At 63.6% G+C, this 17,502-nt stretch carries 14 protein-coding genes; 8 read left to right on the top strand and 6 right to left on the bottom strand.

Features of this window, described 5'->3' with window-relative positions; all coding sequences use genetic code 11:
• The first annotated feature begins 4 nt into the window (after positions 1 to 4).
• The 6 genes from ACTJKM_RS09220 to ACTJKM_RS09195 all read left to right on the top strand — a co-directional run bounded on the left by ACTJKM_RS09220 (position 5) and on the right by ACTJKM_RS09195 (position 7,874).
• Positions 5 to 1,090 (top strand): sn-glycerol-3-phosphate ABC transporter ATP-binding protein UgpC, encoded by a 1,086-nt coding sequence (locus ACTJKM_RS09220; protein WP_110880476.1) that lies wholly within the window; start codon positions 5 to 7, stop codon positions 1,088 to 1,090.
• Entirely contained in the window at positions 1,074 to 1,832 is a 759-nt protein-coding gene (gene kduD, locus ACTJKM_RS09215) for a 2-dehydro-3-deoxy-D-gluconate 5-dehydrogenase KduD (protein ID WP_058322791.1), read from the top strand. The genes ACTJKM_RS09220 and kduD overlap by 17 nt, the downstream gene beginning before the upstream one ends.
• Before the next feature lie 9 nt (positions 1,833 to 1,841).
• Positions 1,842 to 2,753 (top strand): alpha/beta hydrolase family protein, encoded by a 912-nt coding sequence (locus tag ACTJKM_RS09210; RefSeq protein WP_058329686.1) that lies wholly within the window; start codon positions 1,842 to 1,844, stop codon positions 2,751 to 2,753.
• Between the two features lie 269 nt (positions 2,754 to 3,022).
• Entirely contained in the window at positions 3,023 to 4,972 is a 1,950-nt protein-coding gene (locus ACTJKM_RS09205) for a PrkA family serine protein kinase (protein WP_058329685.1), read from the top strand.
• A 25-nt stretch (positions 4,973 to 4,997) separates the two neighbouring features.
• A complete protein-coding gene (locus ACTJKM_RS09200; RefSeq protein ID WP_057251935.1) occupies positions 4,998 to 6,317 on the top strand; it encodes a YeaH/YhbH family protein in 1,320 nt (439 codons plus the stop codon).
• A gap of 12 nt (positions 6,318 to 6,329) precedes the next feature.
• Entirely contained in the window at positions 6,330 to 7,874 is a 1,545-nt protein-coding gene (locus ACTJKM_RS09195; RefSeq protein ID WP_057251936.1) for a SpoVR family protein, read from the top strand.
• A gap of 191 nt (positions 7,875 to 8,065) precedes the next feature.
• On the opposite strand, the gene ACTJKM_RS09190 is transcribed toward ACTJKM_RS09195, so the two are convergent.
• Together ACTJKM_RS09190 and ACTJKM_RS09185 are read right to left on the bottom strand one after the other, a co-directional pair.
• Positions 8,066 to 8,989: a LysR family transcriptional regulator gene (locus tag ACTJKM_RS09190; RefSeq protein WP_093233324.1), complete on the bottom strand. Its 924-nt coding sequence runs from the start codon at positions 8,987 to 8,989 to the stop codon at positions 8,066 to 8,068.
• Between the two features lie 109 nt (positions 8,990 to 9,098).
• Positions 9,099 to 9,260: a hypothetical protein gene (locus ACTJKM_RS09185; RefSeq protein ID WP_156437155.1), complete on the bottom strand. Its 162-nt coding sequence runs from the start codon at positions 9,258 to 9,260 to the stop codon at positions 9,099 to 9,101.
• A gap of 47 nt (positions 9,261 to 9,307) precedes the next feature.
• Between ACTJKM_RS09185 and ACTJKM_RS09180 the strand changes: the two genes are divergently transcribed.
• Together ACTJKM_RS09180 and ACTJKM_RS09175 are read left to right on the top strand one after the other, a co-directional pair.
• A complete protein-coding gene (locus ACTJKM_RS09180; protein ID WP_440660215.1) occupies positions 9,308 to 11,758 on the top strand; it encodes a penicillin-binding protein 1A in 2,451 nt (816 codons plus the stop codon).
• A gap of 1 nt (position 11,759) precedes the next feature.
• Positions 11,760 to 13,496, top strand: a complete 1,737-nt coding sequence (locus ACTJKM_RS09175) for a peptidoglycan D,D-transpeptidase FtsI family protein (protein ID WP_058329681.1) — start codon at positions 11,760 to 11,762, stop codon at positions 13,494 to 13,496.
• 81 nt (positions 13,497 to 13,577) lie between these two features.
• On the opposite strand, the gene ACTJKM_RS09170 is transcribed toward ACTJKM_RS09175, so the two are convergent.
• From ACTJKM_RS09170 to ACTJKM_RS09155, 4 genes are read right to left on the bottom strand one after another with little or no spacing between them, the layout of a single operon-like run.
• The gene (locus ACTJKM_RS09170; protein WP_058329680.1) at positions 13,578 to 14,633 is read right to left on the bottom strand and encodes an ABC transporter substrate-binding protein; all 1,056 of its coding nucleotides are present in this window, start codon (positions 14,631 to 14,633) and stop codon (positions 13,578 to 13,580) included.
• A 17-nt stretch (positions 14,634 to 14,650) separates the two neighbouring features.
• Complete coding sequence (locus tag ACTJKM_RS09165; RefSeq protein WP_058329679.1) at positions 14,651 to 15,793, bottom strand: NAD(P)/FAD-dependent oxidoreductase; 1,143 nt, start codon at positions 15,791 to 15,793, stop codon at positions 14,651 to 14,653.
• On the bottom strand, positions 15,790 to 17,193 hold the full coding sequence (locus ACTJKM_RS09160) for an NAD(P)/FAD-dependent oxidoreductase (RefSeq protein WP_058329678.1): 1,404 nt from the start codon (positions 17,191 to 17,193) through the stop codon (positions 15,790 to 15,792). Before ACTJKM_RS09160 ends, ACTJKM_RS09165 begins: the two co-directional genes overlap by 4 nt.
• A complete protein-coding gene (locus tag ACTJKM_RS09155; RefSeq protein WP_058322783.1) occupies positions 17,186 to 17,500 on the bottom strand; it encodes a (2Fe-2S)-binding protein in 315 nt (104 codons plus the stop codon). Before ACTJKM_RS09155 ends, ACTJKM_RS09160 begins: the two co-directional genes overlap by 8 nt.
• Positions 17,501 to 17,502: the final 2 nt, after the last annotated feature.

The following is a 17,502-nucleotide window of genomic DNA, read 5'->3' as shown; positions in this document are numbered from 1 at the left end:
ACCCATGGGCCACATCAAGCTTACCAATGTGACCAAGTCGTTCGGCGCCGTCGACGTGCTTCATGGCATCAACCTGGATATCAAGGACGGCGAGCTCGTCGTCTTCGTCGGCCCCTCCGGCTGCGGCAAGTCCACGCTTCTGCGCATGATCGCCGGGCTGGAAAAGCCGACAGGCGGAGAACTCGCGATCGATGGCAAGGTGGTCAACGACGTGCCGGCCGCCGACCGCGGCCTCGCCATGGTCTTCCAGTCCTACGCACTCTATCCGCATATGAGCGTGCGCCAGAACCTCGCCTTCGGCCTCGAAAACACCCGGATGCCGAAGACGGAGATCGCCGAGCGTATTGGGGAAGCGGCGCGCATGCTCGAGATCGAGCCCTATCTCGAGCGCCGCCCCGGGCAACTTTCGGGTGGCCAGCGCCAGCGCGTCGCGATCGGCCGCGCGATCGTGCGCCGCCCCGTTGCCTTCCTGCTCGACGAGCCGCTGTCGAACCTCGACGCTGAACTGCGCGGCTCCACCCGCGCCGAGCTTGCGGCCCTCCACGCCCGGCTGTCGGCAACGATGATCTATGTGACACACGACCAGGTAGAGGCGATGACGCTCGCCGACCGCATCGTCGTCCTGCGCGCCGGCCGCATCGAGCAGATCGGCACGCCGCTCGAACTCTATAACAAGCCGGCCAACCGCTTCGTCGCCGGTTTCATCGGCTCGCCGCACATGAATTTCCTTGAAGGTACGCTGGAAGCGGCCGGCGCCGGCACGGCGGTCGCGACGCTGAAGGGCGGGCATCGGCTGCAGGTTCCAATCACAGACAACGCGGCGGCAAGCGGTTCACCCATCACGCTTGGCGTCCGGCCGCAGCACATCACGCTTGATGCCGGTGAAAGCGGCATTCCCGCCAAGATCCGCCTCGTCGAGGCGCTCGGTTCCGAAACCGTGCTGCATGCCGATGTCGCCGGCCAGAAGATCCTGGTCGTCGCCCCCGGTCAGCATGACCTGGCACCGGGATCCGACATCAGGCTGTCGCTCGCGGCTGCCCCCATACACCTCTTCAACGACAAGGGGCTTCGCCTTGAACGCGCTGTTTGACCTCACAGGCAAGACCGCCCTCGTCACCGGCGCCCGCACCGGCCTCGGCCAGGGCATGGCCCTGGCACTCGCGCGGGCCGGCGCCGATATCGCCGCCCTCGGTTCGACGCCCATGCCGGAGACGGCAGCGCTGGTACGAGAGGCGGGTGTTCGCTTTCACGAACTGACCGTCGATCTCTCCAGGCCTTTCGACGCGGCGTCGGCGATCGGCGACGTCGTGGCCGCCCTCGGCGGCATCGACATCCTCGTCAACAATGCCGGCATCATTCGCCGCGCCGACCTGCTCGACTATTCCGAGGAAGACTGGGACAGTGTGCTCGACGTCAACTTGAAGGCGGCCTTTCTGCTGTCGCAGGCCGCAGCCAGACACATGGTCTCGACCGGACGCGCCGGCCGCATCGTCAATGTCGCCTCGATGCTGACCTTCCAGGGCGGCGTCCGCGTGCCGGCGTATGCCGCCTCGAAGCACGGCATCGCCGGCCTCACCAAGGCAATGGCCAACGAGCTGGCACCGCGCGGGATTACCGTCAATGCGATCGCGCCGGGCTACATGGCGACCGACAACACCGAGGCGCTGCGCAACGACCCCGATCGCAACGCCCAGATCTCCGCCCGCATTCCGATGGGGCGCTGGGGCACGCCCGACGATCTCGCGACCGCCGTGCTCTTCTTCGCAGCACCCGCCTCCGGCTATGTCACCGGAACGGTGCTGCCGGTCGATGGCGGCTGGCTCGTTCGCTAGGCGCCACCAATGTCCTTCTCCGCCGAGCGCCTGCGCACGCTTCTCGGTCTCGCTGATACGGAACTGTTCCTGGATGTCTGCGTGATGGAGGATCGTGGTTCTTACATCGTCGAGAGGCTGCGCTTTCGCACACCTCGCAACGGCGCTGAAATCCGCGGCTTTCTGACACGACCACCCGTCAACGACGGGCCTCGACCAGCGATCCTCTACGCCCACGCCCATGGCGGACGCTACGAGATCGGCGCGAACGAACTGCTTGGTGGCCGGCCGGCACTGCTCAGCCCGCCTGGGCCCGTTCTCGCGGAGCACGGCTTCGTTACCCTGTGCATCGACATGCCGACGTTCGGAGAGCGCTCGATCGTAAGAGAGAGCGCCGCGACGAAGGCTGCCCTCTGGTATGGCGGAACCGTTTTCGGCCAGATGCTTTCCGAACAGCAGGCAGCGCTCACTTGGCTTTCAATGCGTGACGACGTCGACCCCGCGCGCATCGGCATGACCGGGATCTCCATGGGCGCCACCCTTTCCTACTTCCTGGCTGCGCTCGACCCGCGGATCGCGGCAATCGCCCACCTCTGCTGCTATGCGGATTTCGCCACGCTCGTCGCAACCGGCGCTCACGATCTGCACGGCCATTATCTCACGATCCCCGGTCTGCTCATGGAGACCTCGACTGGCGAAATCGCCGGGCTCGTTGCACCGCGGCCACAATTGATCTGTGTGGGGCTCGACGATCCGCTGACGCCGCCGCAGGCGGTGGAGCAGGCCCATGCCGCAACGCGCGCCGCCTATCGGGCGGCTGGCGCCGAGCGCAACTTATCCTTGGTTGCAGAGCCCGGCATCGGCCACGTCGAAACTCCGACCATGCGGGAGGCGGTTCTGGCCTTCCTCTCCCACCACCTCGGCGCGCCAGTCAGCGACTGAGGAAACCAACTCGTCGTGCGCGGGCGGCCAGCATGGCTTTCAGGCTTCCCGAAGGTCGATCGTGCCGACCTTCTTGCCCCGTCACCACCGGTCCGATCAGGATTTCGTGATGTCGCAGTCACGATTTTTCATTCATCGAAACAACCCCTTCGAGAATCACCAGAAAGCGAGTACTCTGAGGGAACATTGCGCATGGGACGCCGTTTATTCGAATGAGCGAGCCGATAAGCAGCGATCCCCGTCTCAGCCAGCGGCCGCGGGAGAGCATGATGCAAAAGAGCGAATGCGACGTTTTTGATCTCTTCTCGGAGATCTATACCAGTGCAGCGCAAGAAGAAATCAGCCTTCAAGAATACCTCCTCGCATGTCGCGACGACAAAAGCATGTATGCCACCGCGCAAGAGCGGATGGTCACTGCCATCGGTAATCCAACCCTGATCGATACCAGCGCGGACGAACGCCTCGGCCGCATCTTTTCAAACCGTACCGTCAAGATCTATCCATCCTTCGCCGATTTCTACGGCATGGAAGACACGATCGAGCGGATCGTCGGTTACTTCCGCTACGCCGCCCAGGGGCTCGAGGAGCGCAAACAGATCCTCTACCTGCTCGGACCGGTCGGCGGCGGCAAATCGTCACTCGCCGAGCGGCTGAAGAAACTGATGGAGCAGCAGCCGATCTACACGCTGGCAGTCGGCGGCAAGGTCAGCCCCGTCTTCGAATCCCCCCTCGGCCTCTTTCACCCCGACCGCATGGCCGACTTGCTCGAAGACAAATACGGGATCGGCAGGCGCCGTCTGACCGGTCTGATTTCGCCCTGGGCGACGAAGCGGCTTGACGAAGTCGACGGCGATATCTCCAAGTTCAGTGTGGTCAAGCTGATGCCATCGCGGCTGCGCCAGGTGGCGATCGCGAAGACGGAACCCGGCGACGAGAACAACCAGGACGTTTCCTCGCTGGTCGGCAAGGTGGACATCCGCCAGCTTGAAAACTACAGCCAGGCTGACCCCGACGCCTATTCCTACAGCGGCGGCCTCAACCGGACGACGCAGGGCCTGCTCGAGTTTGTCGAAATGTTCAAGGCGCCGATCAAGGTCCTGCATCCCTTGCTGACGGCGACCCAGGAAGGCAATTACAACGGCACTGAAAGCTTCGGAGGGTTCCCCTATCAGGGCATCGTCGTTGCGCACTCCAATGAGTCCGAATGGCTGCAGTTCAAGAACAACAAGAACAACGAGGCCTTCCTCGACCGCATCCTGGTCGTCAAGGTTCCCTACTGCCTGCGCGTTACCGAGGAGCGGCAGATCTACGAGAAGCTGCTGCGCGAAAGCGAGCTCACCAAGAGCCCCTGCGCGCCGGAAGTGCTGGAAAGCCTCAGCCGCTTTACCGTCTCGACCCGGCTTGCCCGCCACGAGAACTCGCCGCTCTATACCAAGATGCGGGTCTATGACGGCGAGAACCTGAAGGACACCGATCCCAAGGCGAAGTCCGTTCAGGAATATCGCGACGCCGCCGGCGTCGACGAGGGCATGACCGGCATCAGCACACGCTTTGCCTTCAAGGTGTTGTCCGAGACCTTCAACTACGACACCAAGGAGGTCGCGGCCGATCCCGTGCACCTCATGTATATCCTGGAACAGGCGATCCGCCGCGAACAGTTCCCGAAGGAGACCGAGGCGAGCTATCTCGATTTCATCAAGTCCGAGCTTGCCTCGCGCTACGCCGAATTCATCGGCCACGAAATCCAGAAGGCCTATCTCGAATCCTACAGCGAATACGGTCAGAACCTCTTCGACCGTTACATCGCCTATGCCGACGCCTGGCTGGAAGACCAGGACTTCAAGGATCCCGACACGGGGCAGATCCTCAACCGGGAGATCCTCGACAGCGAGCTGTCGCAGATCGAAAAGCCGGCCGGCATTGCGAACCCCAAGGACTTCCGCAACGAGGTCGTAAAGTTCACCCTGCGCGCCCGCGCCAAGAACCATGGGCGCAACCCCTCCTGGACGAGCTACGAGAAGCTTCGCGACGTGATCGAGAAGCGCATGTTCGGCCAGGTCGAAGACCTGCTGCCGGTCATCAGCTTCGGCTCGAAGAAGGACAGCGCCTCCGAGAAGCAGCATGCCGAATTCGTCCAGCGCATGACCGAGCGCGGCTATACCGAGCGTCAGGTCCGACGGCTGGTCGATTGGTACATGCGGGTCAACAAGGCGGGCTGACGATGCCGAAGCAGGGGATTGGTATATGCCGAATTTCATCGACCGGCGGCTCAATCCGAAGGATAAGAGCCTCGGCAACCGACAGCGTTTTCTGAAACGGGCCCGCGAGGAACTCAAGCGGGTCATCAAGGAACAGGTCAAATCCGACAGGATCATCGACGTCGATGCCGCGCACGGCGTACCGATGCCGACCGACGGTGCCAGTGAGCCGACATTCCAGCCGGCCCGCGGCAGCGGCGAACGCAATTATGTGCTTCCCGGCAACAAGCAGTTTTCGGCCGGCGACCGCCTGCCGAAGCCGGAAGCGGGTGGGGGTGGAGGCGGCAAGGGCCGCCCCGGGACCGGAGAAAGCGAAGACGACTTCCAGTTCATCCTGTCGCGCGAAGAGGTGCTGGATCTCTTCTTTGAGGATCTGGAATTGCCCGACATGGTCAAGCTCAGCCTCAAGGAAACGGTGACGTTCAAACCGCGTCGCGCAGGCTTTGCCACCGCCGGCACGCCGACCAACATCAATGTCGGGCGGACGATGCGCAACAGCTTCGGCCGGCGCATGGCGCTGCATCGGCCCAAGGAAAAGGAACTGACCGTCCTTTCCGAGGAGATCGCGCGGCTGGAGGCGGCGCCGGAGATTTCGCCGAAGGACCGCCAGAGGCTCAGCGAGCTTCGCAGCGAACTGGAGAGGATCGAGCGCAAGCGGCGGCGCATTCCCTATGTCGACCCGGTCGACATCCGCTTCAACCGCTTCGAACAGCAGCCGCTGCCGAACGCTAATGCGGTGATGTTCTGCCTGATGGATGTCTCGGCCTCCATGGGCGAACGCGAAAAGGATCTCGCCAAGCGCTTCTTCGTGCTTCTGCACCTGTTCCTGAAACGGCGCTACGAACGGATCGACATCGTCTTCATCCGTCACACGGACGAGGCCCGCGAGGTCGACGAGGAGACGTTCTTCTACAGCACCCAGAGCGGCGGCACGATCGTCTCGACCGCGCTCGAGGAGATGATCAGGATCATCGAGGACCGCTACCCCTCGCAGATCTGGAATATCTATGCCGCGCAGGCCTCCGACGGCGACAACATCATCGGCGACAGCGAGCATTGCGCAGCGCTCCTCCGGGAGAAACTGACGAAGCTCTGCCAGTACTACGCCTATGTCGAGATCATCGACGAGCGAGAGACGGAGATCTTCGGATCGACGGACAACGGCACTGCGCTCTGGCGTGCCTATCGCACGGTGGATGGCGAGAAGTCGAATTTCCAGATGACGCGCATCGCCAAGCCCGCCGATATCTACCCGGTCTTCCGCAGGCTCTTTGCCCGGCAGCCGGCCACACGCACCCGGAAATGAGGGGACGACCGGATGGCTCGACGTGCGACTTCAGGCCTCCTGTTCCAGGGCTCGGACTGGAACTTCACGACCCTTTCGCGTGCCTATGACGCGATCGAGCAAGTCGCGCTTGAGGAAATGGGCCTCAGCGTCTACCCGAACCAGCTGGAGATCATCACCTCCGAGCAGATGCTCGACGCCTATTCCTCGGTCGGCATGCCGCTCATGTACCAGCACTGGTCCTTCGGCAAGCGCTTCGCCTATGAGGAGCACCACTATCGCAAGGGGCACCGCGGCCTCGCCTATGAGCTGGTGATCAATTCCAACCCCTGCATCACCTATCTCATGGAAGAAAACACGATGGCGATGCAGGCGCTGGTCACGGCGCATGCCGCGTTCGGCCACAATCATTTTTTCAAGAACAACTACCTCTTCCGCCAGTGGACCGATGCCGGTGCGATCCTGAGCTACATGGATTTCGCCAAGAAATACGTGACCAAATGCGAGGAGCGGCACGGCACCGCCGCCGTCGAGGCGATCCTCGATTCGGCCCATGCGCTGATGGACCAGGGCGTCTTCCGCTATCGCCGGCCGCCGCGGCTCTCCTCCGAAAAAGTTCGGGAACGGGCGCGGGAACGGCTGGAATATGAGGAACAGACCTATAGCGATCTCTGGCGAACGCTGCCGCAGACGGCCGAGAGCCATGACCCGGCCGAGGCCGAGCGGGACGCTTCCGAGCGCAAGAAGGTGCTGAACCTGCCGGAAGAGAACCTGCTCTATTTTCTCGAGAAACACAGCCTGATCCTGGAGCCGTGGCAGCGGGAATTGCTCCGGATCGTTCGGGTCATCGCGCAATATTTCTACCCGCAGCGGCAGACGAAGGTGATGAACGAGGGCTGCGCGACCTTCGTCCACTACACCATCATCAACCGGCTCTACGACCAGGGCCGGATTGGCGAGGGCCACATGCTGGAACTCTTGCAGAGCCACTCCAACGTCGTCTTCCAGCCGGATTTCGACGACCGGCGCTATCCCGGCATCAACCCCTATGCGCTCGGCTTTGCAATGATGCAGGACATCCAGCGGATCGCCACCGAGCCGACGGCCGAGGACCGCGACTGGTTTCCGTCCTTTGCCGGCAACGGCGACTGGATGGAGACGCTGCGCGATGCCTGGGCCAACCACCGCGACGAATCCTTCATCCTGCAGTATCTGAGCCCGGCCGTGATGCGCAAATTCCGGCTGTTCCATCTCGCGGACCGCGCTTCCGAGCGTTTTGTCGAGGTCGCGTCGATCCACAACGAACGCGGCTATTCGGCGGTTCGCTCGGCGCTTTCCAACAGCTACGACGTCGCCGCCAACCAGCCTGATATTCAGGTGATGGACGTCGATCTGCTGGGGGACCGGCACCTTCGATTGCAGCACAACATCAAGAGCGGCATCGTGCTCGAAGAGGGCAGCCGTAACGCGACGTTGCGTCATGTGCGCCACCTCTGGGGCTACGAGGTCAGCCTCGCCGGCGTCGACCCGCAAACCGGCCGCACAGTGTATGAGTATTCGACGGCAAAGGATGGCTGAGCAAGACGCGAGCGGGCTGCCTCTCCCCGTTAATGCCGACAAGGGCGGCGCCCTGGGTGGGCACAAACGGGCATCACAAGAATTCAGGGCAGACATTAGAATTATTTGGTCTTATGGCAGCCTCAAGCACGTGCGCGCTGCGCCGCGAGGCGCAACCCGGGTCTACGCCTCCAAGGAAAAGATTTTCCGTCTCAGCCGGCGAGCGCGTCTTGTGCCAGAGGTGGCGACAAGGCCGCTGCCTGCTGTGCTGCCGCAGCAGCCAGCCATTCGCTGAACGCCTGCATCGCCGGCGTGACCGGACGTGATTTCAGCCGCGTCAGCCAGTAGCTACCCATCGAGGTGTGGACGTCGAAAGGCTGTCGGATCGTGCCGTTCGACAGCAACCGCGAGAACATCAGTGGGGGCGCGAGTGCCACGCCAATCCCCTGGGCTGCAGCCTCCATCATCGCCAGCGAACTATCGAAGACGATGCCCTTCAGCAGCGGCGCCGGATAGGCAATGCCGGCCGCTTCGAACCAATTCACCCATTCGTCGGCCCGGTAGGACCTGAGCAGCGTTTCGTTCAGGAGATCGGCGGGCGTCTTCAGTCGATCGGCGATCTCGGGAATGCAGAGCACGGAAAGCGGCGCCTCGAAGAGCCGCGTCGCCTCGATATTATGCCAGGAGCCGCCGCCGAAGCGGATGGCGAAATCCAAACCTTCCGCGGCCATGTCGACCCGGTTGTTGTTGGTCGAAAGGCGGACATCGATGAACGGGTATTTGGCCTGGAAGTCGGCAAGCCGCGGCAACAGCCAGCCGACGGCAAAGGTGCCGACGGCGCCGATCATCAGCACTTCGCGAATGTGCCCGGCCTCGAAGCGCTCGAGCATGTCGGCCATCCGATCGAAGGAATCCCGCAGCACCGGCAGCAATGCCTCCCCCTCCGCCGTGATCATCAGTCCGCGCGGCAATCGCTTGAACAGGGTGACGTTCAGCCGGCTTTCGAGCAGCTTCACCTGGTGGCTCACCGCAGCCTGCGTCACGCAGAGTTCGATCGCCGCGCGGGTGAAGCTCAAATGCCGCGCCGATGCCTCGAAGGCGCGCAGCGCATTGAGCGGAAGATATGGCCTGACCATGTATGCCCTAACTCATCTAATGGGTCTCGCAAATAAACGTGGTTTGTTGCTCGGGCACAATCCCTTTACGGTGAACTCCATCGGCTGACGCGGCTGTAGCTCGGCAGCATCAGCTCAGGAAGGTGCCGCCGATTGCGCCGCTTACGGGGATCGATCCCATGCGCCGTTTCGCCTGGCCATAGCGCCCAAACGCATCGTCTCCGCAGCCGACATCACGCATGCCGGCGAAGCCAAATGCCGTTCCAAGACAGGCCGCGAGCCGCACGGACATCCGTGCCGGCCAGCCCGTCTATTGCCCCAAAGGTCCGTTCCGCCCTTATGAAGTTCATCGCAAACCTGCTTGGTACATCCCTCAATCTCGTAACCGTCGTCGCACTCGCGGCGGCCACGGTCGTCGCAGCGTTGACGCGACACCTGCCCGATCACCGCACGCTCGCGCACTGGGAACCGGCAGTCACCACCCGCCTCTATGCCGGCGACGGCACGATGGTCGGAGAACTCGCGCGTGAACGCCGGCTGTTTCTGCCGATCGGCGCGATCCCCGTTCGCATCCGCCAGGCATTCCTTTCGGCCGAGGACAAGAATTTCTACGCCCATCCCGGAATTGATGTTGCGAGCATCGGCACGGCGCTTCTGTCCAATCTCGCCAACTACGGTTCCGGCCGTCGCATGATCGGCGGCTCGACGATCACGCAGCAAATCGCCAAGAATTTCCTCCTGTCTTCCGACCGGACGGTGGAGCGGAAGCTGCGCGAAGCGATCCTTTCGCTGCGGATCGACCAGACCTATTCCAAGGACCGTATTCTCGAACTCTATCTCAACGACATCTATCTCGGGCGCGGCGCCTATGGCGTGGCACAGGCGGCGCTCACCTATTTCGGCAAGCCGGTGAGCGAGCTCTCGGTTTCTGAGGCCGCCTTCCTCGCCGCCCTGCCGAAGGCGCCCAACAATTACGATCCCGATCGCCAGGCGGAGCGCGCAATGGGCCGCCGCAACTGGGTCATCGACCAGATGCGCCGGAATGGCTTTATCGACGCAGCGACGGCTGCCCAGGCGGCGGCAGCTCCTCTCGGCGTCGATCGGCGCACGCCGTCGCCCGCGGTCGCCGCTGCCGACTACTTCACCGAAGAGGTCCGCCGCCAGCTCAACACCCAGTATGGCGAGGCTGAACTCTACACCGCCGGCTTTTCGGTGCGCACCACGCTCGATCCGTCGCTGCAGGAGGCGGCGATGAAAGCGTTGCGCAAGGGCCTCGTCGCCTATGACCAGGCGAAAGGCTACCGCGGCCCGGTCGCCAGACTATCCTCGATCAAGGACTGGCCTTCCGCGCTCGCCAAGCTCCGGCCACTTTCCGACGTGCCGGAATGGCGGCTGAGCGTGGTGCTCGCCGCCGGGAAGGCCGACGCGGAAATCGGCCTCCGCCCTCAGGGCACGCCACCGGACGGCGCGCCGGGCGAAACCGTACGCCTTGACCGCAAGGCCATCAGCTGGGCGCTTTGCCGTTCGATCAAGGGAAAGCGCAGCTGCGCCAAGGATGTCGACGGCGTTCTGACGCCCGGCGACGTCGTCTATGTGGAGAAGCAGGAGGACGGCTATGTCCTGCGGCAGCCGCCGCTCGTTCAGGGCGCGCTCGTTTCCATGGATCCAAACACCGGTCGCGTGCTCGCAGTCGCCGGCGGCTTTTCCTATGTACAGTCGGAATTCAACCGCGCGACGCAGGCCTATCGCCAGCCCGGCTCATCCTTCAAGCCCTTCGTCTATGCCGCCGCTCTCGACAACGGCTATGCGCCGACGACGCTGGTGATGGACGCGCCGATTGCCCTTGCCGACGGTGCCGGCAGGACATGGAAGCCGAAGAACTACGACGGGCGCTTCAGCGGTCCTTCCACCTTGCGCGTCGGGCTGGAAAACAGTCGCAACCTGATGACCGTGCGTCTTGCCCGACATCTCGGCATGGATCTCGTGGCAGATTACGGCAAGCGCTTCGGCATCTATGACGAGCTCAAACCCTATCTGCCGATGTCGCTCGGCGCCGGCGAGACGACGCTGTTGCGGCTGGTTTCGGCCTATGCGGTCATCGCCAATGGCGGCAAGGCGGTCACGCCCTCGATGGTCGACCGCATCCAGGACCGCTACGGCCGCACGATCTTTCATCACGACCAGCGCCGTTGCGACGATTGCAACGCCGCCGACTGGACCGGCCAGGAAGAACCTGTGCCGGTCGACGATCGCGACTATGTGCTCGATCCGATGACGGCCTATCAAGTCACCTCGATGCTGCGCGGCGTCGTCGAGCGCGGCACTGCCAGGAATGTCGGCTCGCTCGGTGTGCCGATCGCCGGCAAGACCGGAACCACCAACGACGAGAAGGACGTCTGGTTCGTCGGCTTCACCCCGAACATCGTCACCGGCGTTTTCCTTGGCTACGATACGCCGAAGCCGATGGGCTATGGTGAAACCGGCGGCGGTCTCGCTGCACCCATCTTCATCGACTTCATGAAGATAGCCCTTCAAGGGCGTCCGGCGGCCGATTTCCACGCGCCACCAGGCATGATGCTGGAGGCGATCGACAGGAAGAGCGGCCAACCTGTGCCCGAGGGCACCCCCGGGGCCATTGTCGAATCCTTCAAGCCAGGGACGGCCCCCTGCATGAGCGGGTGCGCCGTCATCGACGGTTTCGAAACGGCGAGCACGTCGGCCACCGCCGACCCAGACCTCTCCCCGGAACTGCGTGAAAAGCTGCTCACCAACGGCAACGGGCTCTATTGATATGGTACGTCAGGTTCAGTCCCGCCCGGATCATCGCGGCCGGCTCCTGTTTGTCATCGGTGCTTTCGCGCTCGTCTTCGGCCTCATGCTCGCGCGCCTCGTCCAGCTTGGCGTCGCGGACTATGAGCGGACCGGCTACATACCGCCTCCGCCGAGCCTCGGCCGTCCATCGATCCTCGACCGAAACGGCAATCTTCTGGCGATCGACGTGCCGAGTTCCGGGCTTTATGCCGAACCACGGCTGATCGTCGATGTCGACGAGGCCGTCGAGAAGCTGACCGCGATCTTTCCTGACATCGACGGGCGCGATCTCTACCGACGGCTGAAGAGCGGCGCAGCCTTTGCCTGGATCAAGCGTCAGGTAACGCCGGCGGAGGAACAGGCCATCTGGAACGCCGGCATTCCCGCTATCGGCTTCCAGCGCGAGAAGCAGCGCTTTTATCCCAACGGATCGCTCGCCGCCCATGTGCTCGGCACCGTCGACATCGACAATATCGGCATTGCCGGTATCGAGAGATGGATCGAGGGACAGGGGCTGGAGGTCCTGCGCCAAAACGGCATGGATCTCTCCCACCGCAATCTCGAGCCGGTCAGCGTAACGCTCGATATCCGCATCCAGCATGCGCTCGAGACCGAGCTTCGCAAGGCGATCACCAAGTTCAGCGCCAAGGCGGGCGCCGGGCTGGTGCTTGATGTCACCAATGGCGAGATCCTGGCGCTCGTTTCCTATCCCGATTTCGACCCGAATCTGCCTGTCGATGCGCTAAAGCCCGATCGCATCAACCGCATCGCCGCCGCCACCTTCGAGATGGGCTCGACCTTCAAGGCGCTGACGACGGCGATGGCGCTCGACTCGGGCCAGTTCACCCTTCGCTCCGTCATCGACGCGAGCAGGCCGCTCGCCTTCGGCCGTTTCCGCATCAACGACTATCGCGGCCAGTATCGGCCGCTGACGCTGCCCGAAGCCTTCATCTACTCCTCCAATATTTCGATGGCGAAGATGGCGATTGCCGTTGGTCCGGAAAATCTGCGGACGTTCCTGACGCGGTTCGGGCAGATGTCGCGGCTGACGATCGAACTGCCGGAAAGCGCCTATCCGCAATTGCCGCGGCATTGGGGCGAGATCGATACGGCAACCGCCTCCTACGGTCACGGTATCGCCGTCACGCCGCTGCAGGCGAGCATCGCGGTTGCGGCGCTCGTCAATGGCGGCCGTCTCATAAGGCCGACGCTCATCAAGGGCGCGCCGCTCGAAGATCGTCTGCTGGCCCGCGACCTGATCAAGCCGGAGACCGGCGAGGCGCTGCGTTACCTGCTGCGGCTCAACGCCAAGACCGGCTCGGCGAAACGGGCGGGGGTTAAAGGCTATTTCATCGGCGGCAAGACCGGCACGGCCGAGAAGGTCGTGGGCGGACGCTATTCGAAGGAACTCAACATCACGTCCTTCATGGGCATCGTCCCGGTGGATAACCCGCGTTATCTCCTGCTCACCTTGCTCGATGAGCCGAAGGGCCTGCCGGAAACCTATGGTTTCCGCACCTCGGGCTGGAACGCAACACCGCTCGGAGGTGCGGTCTTCGAGCGCATCCTGCCGATGCTTGCGCTGATGCCCGATTTCGAGATCGCCGATGTCAGCTTTCCAGACATCAGTAGCCAGGGGACCTTTGGCTCACAGCTCTTTCCGTCTTCGGCGAGCAAGGGCGAACGCAACAGCCGTCCCATCGACGGCGCGCTCTGACGCGCGCCTTGCCTGAACCTAGCAACGCCCCCGTGGCTTCCACGAGGGCGTGTGCATGCGCGAACAAAGGTTAGCTAATGCTTACCTTTCGATCATGCGGTTCCAGCGCTTGTTCCATTCCTGCCGGTTCTGGTTAATTGCATCCCAATCGAGAACCTTGGCGGTCTCCATGTTGCTCTTGAAGGTCGCAAGCTTCGCGTTCGCCGCATCCGTACCAGCCTTGGCATTGATGTTCGACGGGATGATGTTGCCGTTGTCGAGCGCCAGGCTCTGCGCCTCGGCCGAAAGCAGGTAGTGGGCGAGCTTCTGGCTGAGTTCCGGCTCGCTGTTGTTGGCGATCACGCACTCGGTGACGGCGAGCACGACCGAGCCTTCCTTGGGCTGGGCATATTCAACCGGAATACCCTTATCCTTCAGGTTGTTGACGGCCGTCGGCGTCAGCGGGAAGATCGCCGCCTCGCCGGTCTGCACCATCTCCGAGATCTTGGCCGAGCTCGGGATGAACTCGATGACGTTCTTGCCGATCGTATCGGAGAACTTCTCGAAACCGGGCTCGACATTGGTCTCGCTGCCGCCCTGGATGCGGTTGAACATCAGGAAGGCGTGCAGGCCGAAGCTCGATGCCGAAGCGGACTGGAACACGACGGCGTTTTCGAACTTCGGATCGGCCATGTCCATCCACGAGGTCGGCGCCGGCCAACCCTTCTCGTCGAAGAGCTTCTTATTGTAGGCAAGCCCGGTCATGCCCATGTCGACGCCGATCGCCATGTCGTCCTTGAGGCGCGCGGACGGCTGGATCTGGTCGAGCACCGGATCGGCGGCGATTTTCTGGCAGAGGCCGCCGCCGATCGCGCGCACCATCACGCCGTCGTCGAGCAGCATGACATGCATCTGCGGATTGTCCTTGGCGGCCGTCGCCTTGGCGAGGATATCGGCGGAGGTGCCGGGCACGACGACGACCTTGACGTCGTTCGCCTTCTCGAAGGGCGGCAGCACGTGTTCGGTATAGGCACGCTCGAAGTTGCCGCCGTTCATGCCTATATAGAGCGTCTTGGTTTCCGCCGACGCAGCGTTCTGCTGCAGGACAAAGGCCAGCAATGCGAGGGCCGTGGTTTTGGTAAGCCGTTGGTCGATCATGGTATTCCCCTTTCTGTTTACAACAAGGCTGCAGTTTCGACCGCCACCTTGCGGAAGCGGCCAATGGAAAAGGCGTCGATGGGCGTGGTGCTGCGGCCCTCGGTGACGAGCTCTGCGAGCACCTCGCCGACGGCGGGTGCTGTCTGGAAGCCCGCGCCGCAGAAGCCGAAGGCGTGGAAGAGGCCTGATGTCGTTTCGCTCGGGCCGATCACCGGGTTGCCGTCGGGCATCTCGGCCTCGGTTCCGGACCAGAAACGGATGACCTGGGCGTGCGCCAGATGCGGAAAGAGCGCGATCGCGCGCTGCATGACCGAGGAAGCAGCAGTCACCGACGGGCGCGAATAGTCCGGATCGCCAAGCGGCAGACCACGACCGCCGCCCATGACGTAGTTGCCACGGGCCACCTGCCGGCCATAGAAGCTGCCGCCCTGCTCGCCCATGCTGACAGGCAGACACAACGGCAGCGGCTCGGTGACGACCATCGAGGGGTAGATGCGTGTGAGTGGTACTGGCTCGCCGAAATGGGCGGCAAAGCGATCGGACCAGGCGCCCGCGCTGTTGACCAGTTGCCGGCAGCGGATCTCGATGCCGTCACCGGCAAGGATGACAAAGCCGTTGCCCGTCGTTGTGACCTCGCGCACCGGTGTCTGCTCAAGCACGGTGACACCGGCACGTTCGGCCGCCCCTGCAAAGGCGGGTGCCACCAGCCGCGGATTGGCATGGCCGTCATCGGGGCAGAGCGACGCGCCGACCGCCTTCGCCGAAAGCCAGGGAAACCGCTCAGTCAGCGCTGCTCCGGCGACGAGCTCAAGCCCGAGACCGTAATCCCTTGTTGTCTCGGCATAGGCCTCGAGCTTGGCGAAATCCTTCTCCGTGCGGGCAAGCTTCAGATGGCCGGAGCGGACATATTCGGCATCGATACCGATCATCGCCTTAAGCTGCGGCCAGATGCGGTGCGACCGCTGCGAAAGCGGCAATTGCTCCGGAGGGCGGCCCTGCCGGCGTACGCCGCCATAGTTCACCCCGCTCGCCTGGGCGCCGCAATGGCCTTTGTCGAGCAGCGTAACGGAGAGCCCGGCCTTGCGAATGGCAAGCGCTGCGGAGCTGCCGACCAGCCCGCCGCCGATGATCGCGACGTCGACGGAGATGCGCCGGCTCATGAGCGGGTCTCCGTTTCGACACCAGCGCCGAAACCGAGCGGGATCGGCTTGACCGGCGCCTGGGCACGTAGACGGCCGACCGCGCCGGCGGACGTACCGCACGCACCGCTCAGGAGTTCGGTCGCAGCAGCAGAGCACATCCGCCCCTGGCAACGGCCCATGCCAACGCGGCTCAACGCCTTCAGGCGGTTGATCTCGGTGACGGACCCATTCGCAATAGAGCGGCGCCCTTCGGCGATGGTGATCTCCTCGCAACGGCAGAGCATCGTCTCATCCGGTACGGTCTCGAACCAATCGTCCGGGAAGGGAAAGGCGCGTTCGAGGATGTCGCGCTGGCGCAGGATCGCGTCACGCGCGGCCACCAGGCGGGTCGTATCCGCCGACCTTTGACCCATGTCCTGAAGCAGGGCGGCAGCCGCGAGCTCGCCAGAGATTTCCGCTGCATCCGCACCGGCAATGCCGCTGCCGTCGCCGGCGACATAGACGTCCGGCCGGCTCGTGCGCCCCATGGTGTCGCGCTCCGGCAGCCAGACGCGGTCGCGCTCGTTGAAGCGGAAGCGGCAGCCGGCAAGATCGGCAAGCTGGGTTTCCGGCCGGAGCGCGAAGCCGTAGGCGAGCGCGTCGCAGGCAATCGTCTCGACGACATCGCCCTTGAGCGTCCGCCGGCGGAAACGCAGACCCTCGACTTGGCCCTTGCCGAGAACCGCCTCGGGCCGCACGCCACAACGGATCCTCACGCCGGCAAGCTGGAGCTGCAGCCCGTAGAAGAGACCGAGCGCGACGATGCGTGGCGCGTGCACGGCAAGCGACAGCAGGTGCCGCTTCGATGTGACGGGTGCGGTATCGAGAACGGCTTCGACGCGCGCGCCGGCCTTCATGTATTGCCAGGCAACGAGATAGAGCAGCGGCCCGGACCCCATGAAGACGACGCGGTCGCCGATCGTGCACCCTTGCGCTTTCAGCGCTGTCTGCGAGGCACCGAGCGTATAGACGCCGGGCGTCGTCCATCCCGGGAACGGCAACACGCGATCGGTCGCACCGGTGCAGAGGATCAGCTGCGAAAAGCCGACCTGCCTATGAACGCCTGATGAAAGAATATCGAGCTGATTGCCGCGCTTGGGGGCGGAGATATTCCAGACGAGCGTTTCGGGCTGGTAGTCAATTTCGGGCAGCAGCGCCTCGAAGGTCTCATGCAGCCTTTGTGCTTTGCCGGCTTCCGAACCATAGCGGCTCCGGTAGGATCGTCCGTCCTCGATCAGCGGGCGGCGATAGATCTGCCCGCCGGCGCGCTGGCCTTCGTCGAGCACGATCGGCCTGAGGCCGGCGCGGACGAGGCGCTCGGCAGCACGAATGCCAGCGGGGCCTGCACCGACGATAACCGGCTGCAACGGCTCACTCATGAGCGGCCCCCGCCATGGCGTCGAGATCGGTGATGAAGGCCATGCCCGGCAGCAGCGCCGTGCTGCAGGCCCTGACGCGGCTGCCATTCGCCAACATCACGTAGCAATCCTGGCAGGCGCCGATCAGACAGAAGCCGGCCCGGTCCTCGCCGGTGAATTCGCTCTGCCGCAGACGGCCGCTGACGGAGAGGATCGCCGTCAGCACCGTGTCGCCGCGCCGCCCGGTTTCGGGCACGCCGTTCAGCGTGAAGGGCACAGGTGTCTCGTCCAGGCGGTAGCGCCGCCGGAATTGTGCATGCATCGACATCG

This window comes from Ensifer sp. 22460, from assembly GCF_052044935.1.
Taxonomy (GTDB): domain Bacteria; phylum Pseudomonadota; class Alphaproteobacteria; order Rhizobiales; family Rhizobiaceae; genus Ensifer.
The sequence above is the reverse complement of the archived record's forward strand: the minus strand, read 5'-3'. Positions and strand labels throughout refer to the sequence as shown.

Coding starts and splice junctions, on each gene's coding strand:
- ACTJKM_RS09170 (WP_058329680.1), bottom strand. CDS start 14,633: ATGATCGACCAACGGCTTACCAAAACCACGGCCCTCGCATTGCTGGCC.
- ACTJKM_RS09200 (WP_057251935.1), top strand. CDS start 4,998: ATGCCGAATTTCATCGACCGGCGGCTCAATCCGAAGGATAAGAGCCTC.
- ACTJKM_RS09155 (WP_058322783.1), bottom strand. CDS start 17,500: ATGTCGATGCATGCACAATTCCGGCGGCGCTACCGCCTGGACGAGACA.
- ACTJKM_RS09185 (WP_156437155.1), bottom strand. CDS start 9,260: ATGTCCGTGCGGCTCGCGGCCTGTCTTGGAACGGCATTTGGCTTCGCC.
- ACTJKM_RS09175 (WP_058329681.1), top strand. CDS start 11,760: ATGGTACGTCAGGTTCAGTCCCGCCCGGATCATCGCGGCCGGCTCCTG.
- ACTJKM_RS09180 (WP_440660215.1), top strand. CDS start 9,308: ATGAAGTTCATCGCAAACCTGCTTGGTACATCCCTCAATCTCGTAACC.
- ACTJKM_RS09210 (WP_058329686.1), top strand. CDS start 1,842: ATGTCCTTCTCCGCCGAGCGCCTGCGCACGCTTCTCGGTCTCGCTGAT.
- ACTJKM_RS09220 (WP_110880476.1), top strand. CDS start 5: ATGGGCCACATCAAGCTTACCAATGTGACCAAGTCGTTCGGCGCCGTC.
- ACTJKM_RS09160 (WP_058329678.1), bottom strand. CDS start 17,193: ATGAGTGAGCCGTTGCAGCCGGTTATCGTCGGTGCAGGCCCCGCTGGC.
- ACTJKM_RS09165 (WP_058329679.1), bottom strand. CDS start 15,793: ATGAGCCGGCGCATCTCCGTCGACGTCGCGATCATCGGCGGCGGGCTG.
- ACTJKM_RS09205 (WP_058329685.1), top strand. CDS start 3,023: ATGCAAAAGAGCGAATGCGACGTTTTTGATCTCTTCTCGGAGATCTAT.
- ACTJKM_RS09195 (WP_057251936.1), top strand. CDS start 6,330: ATGGCTCGACGTGCGACTTCAGGCCTCCTGTTCCAGGGCTCGGACTGG.
- ACTJKM_RS09190 (WP_093233324.1), bottom strand. CDS start 8,989: ATGGTCAGGCCATATCTTCCGCTCAATGCGCTGCGCGCCTTCGAGGCA.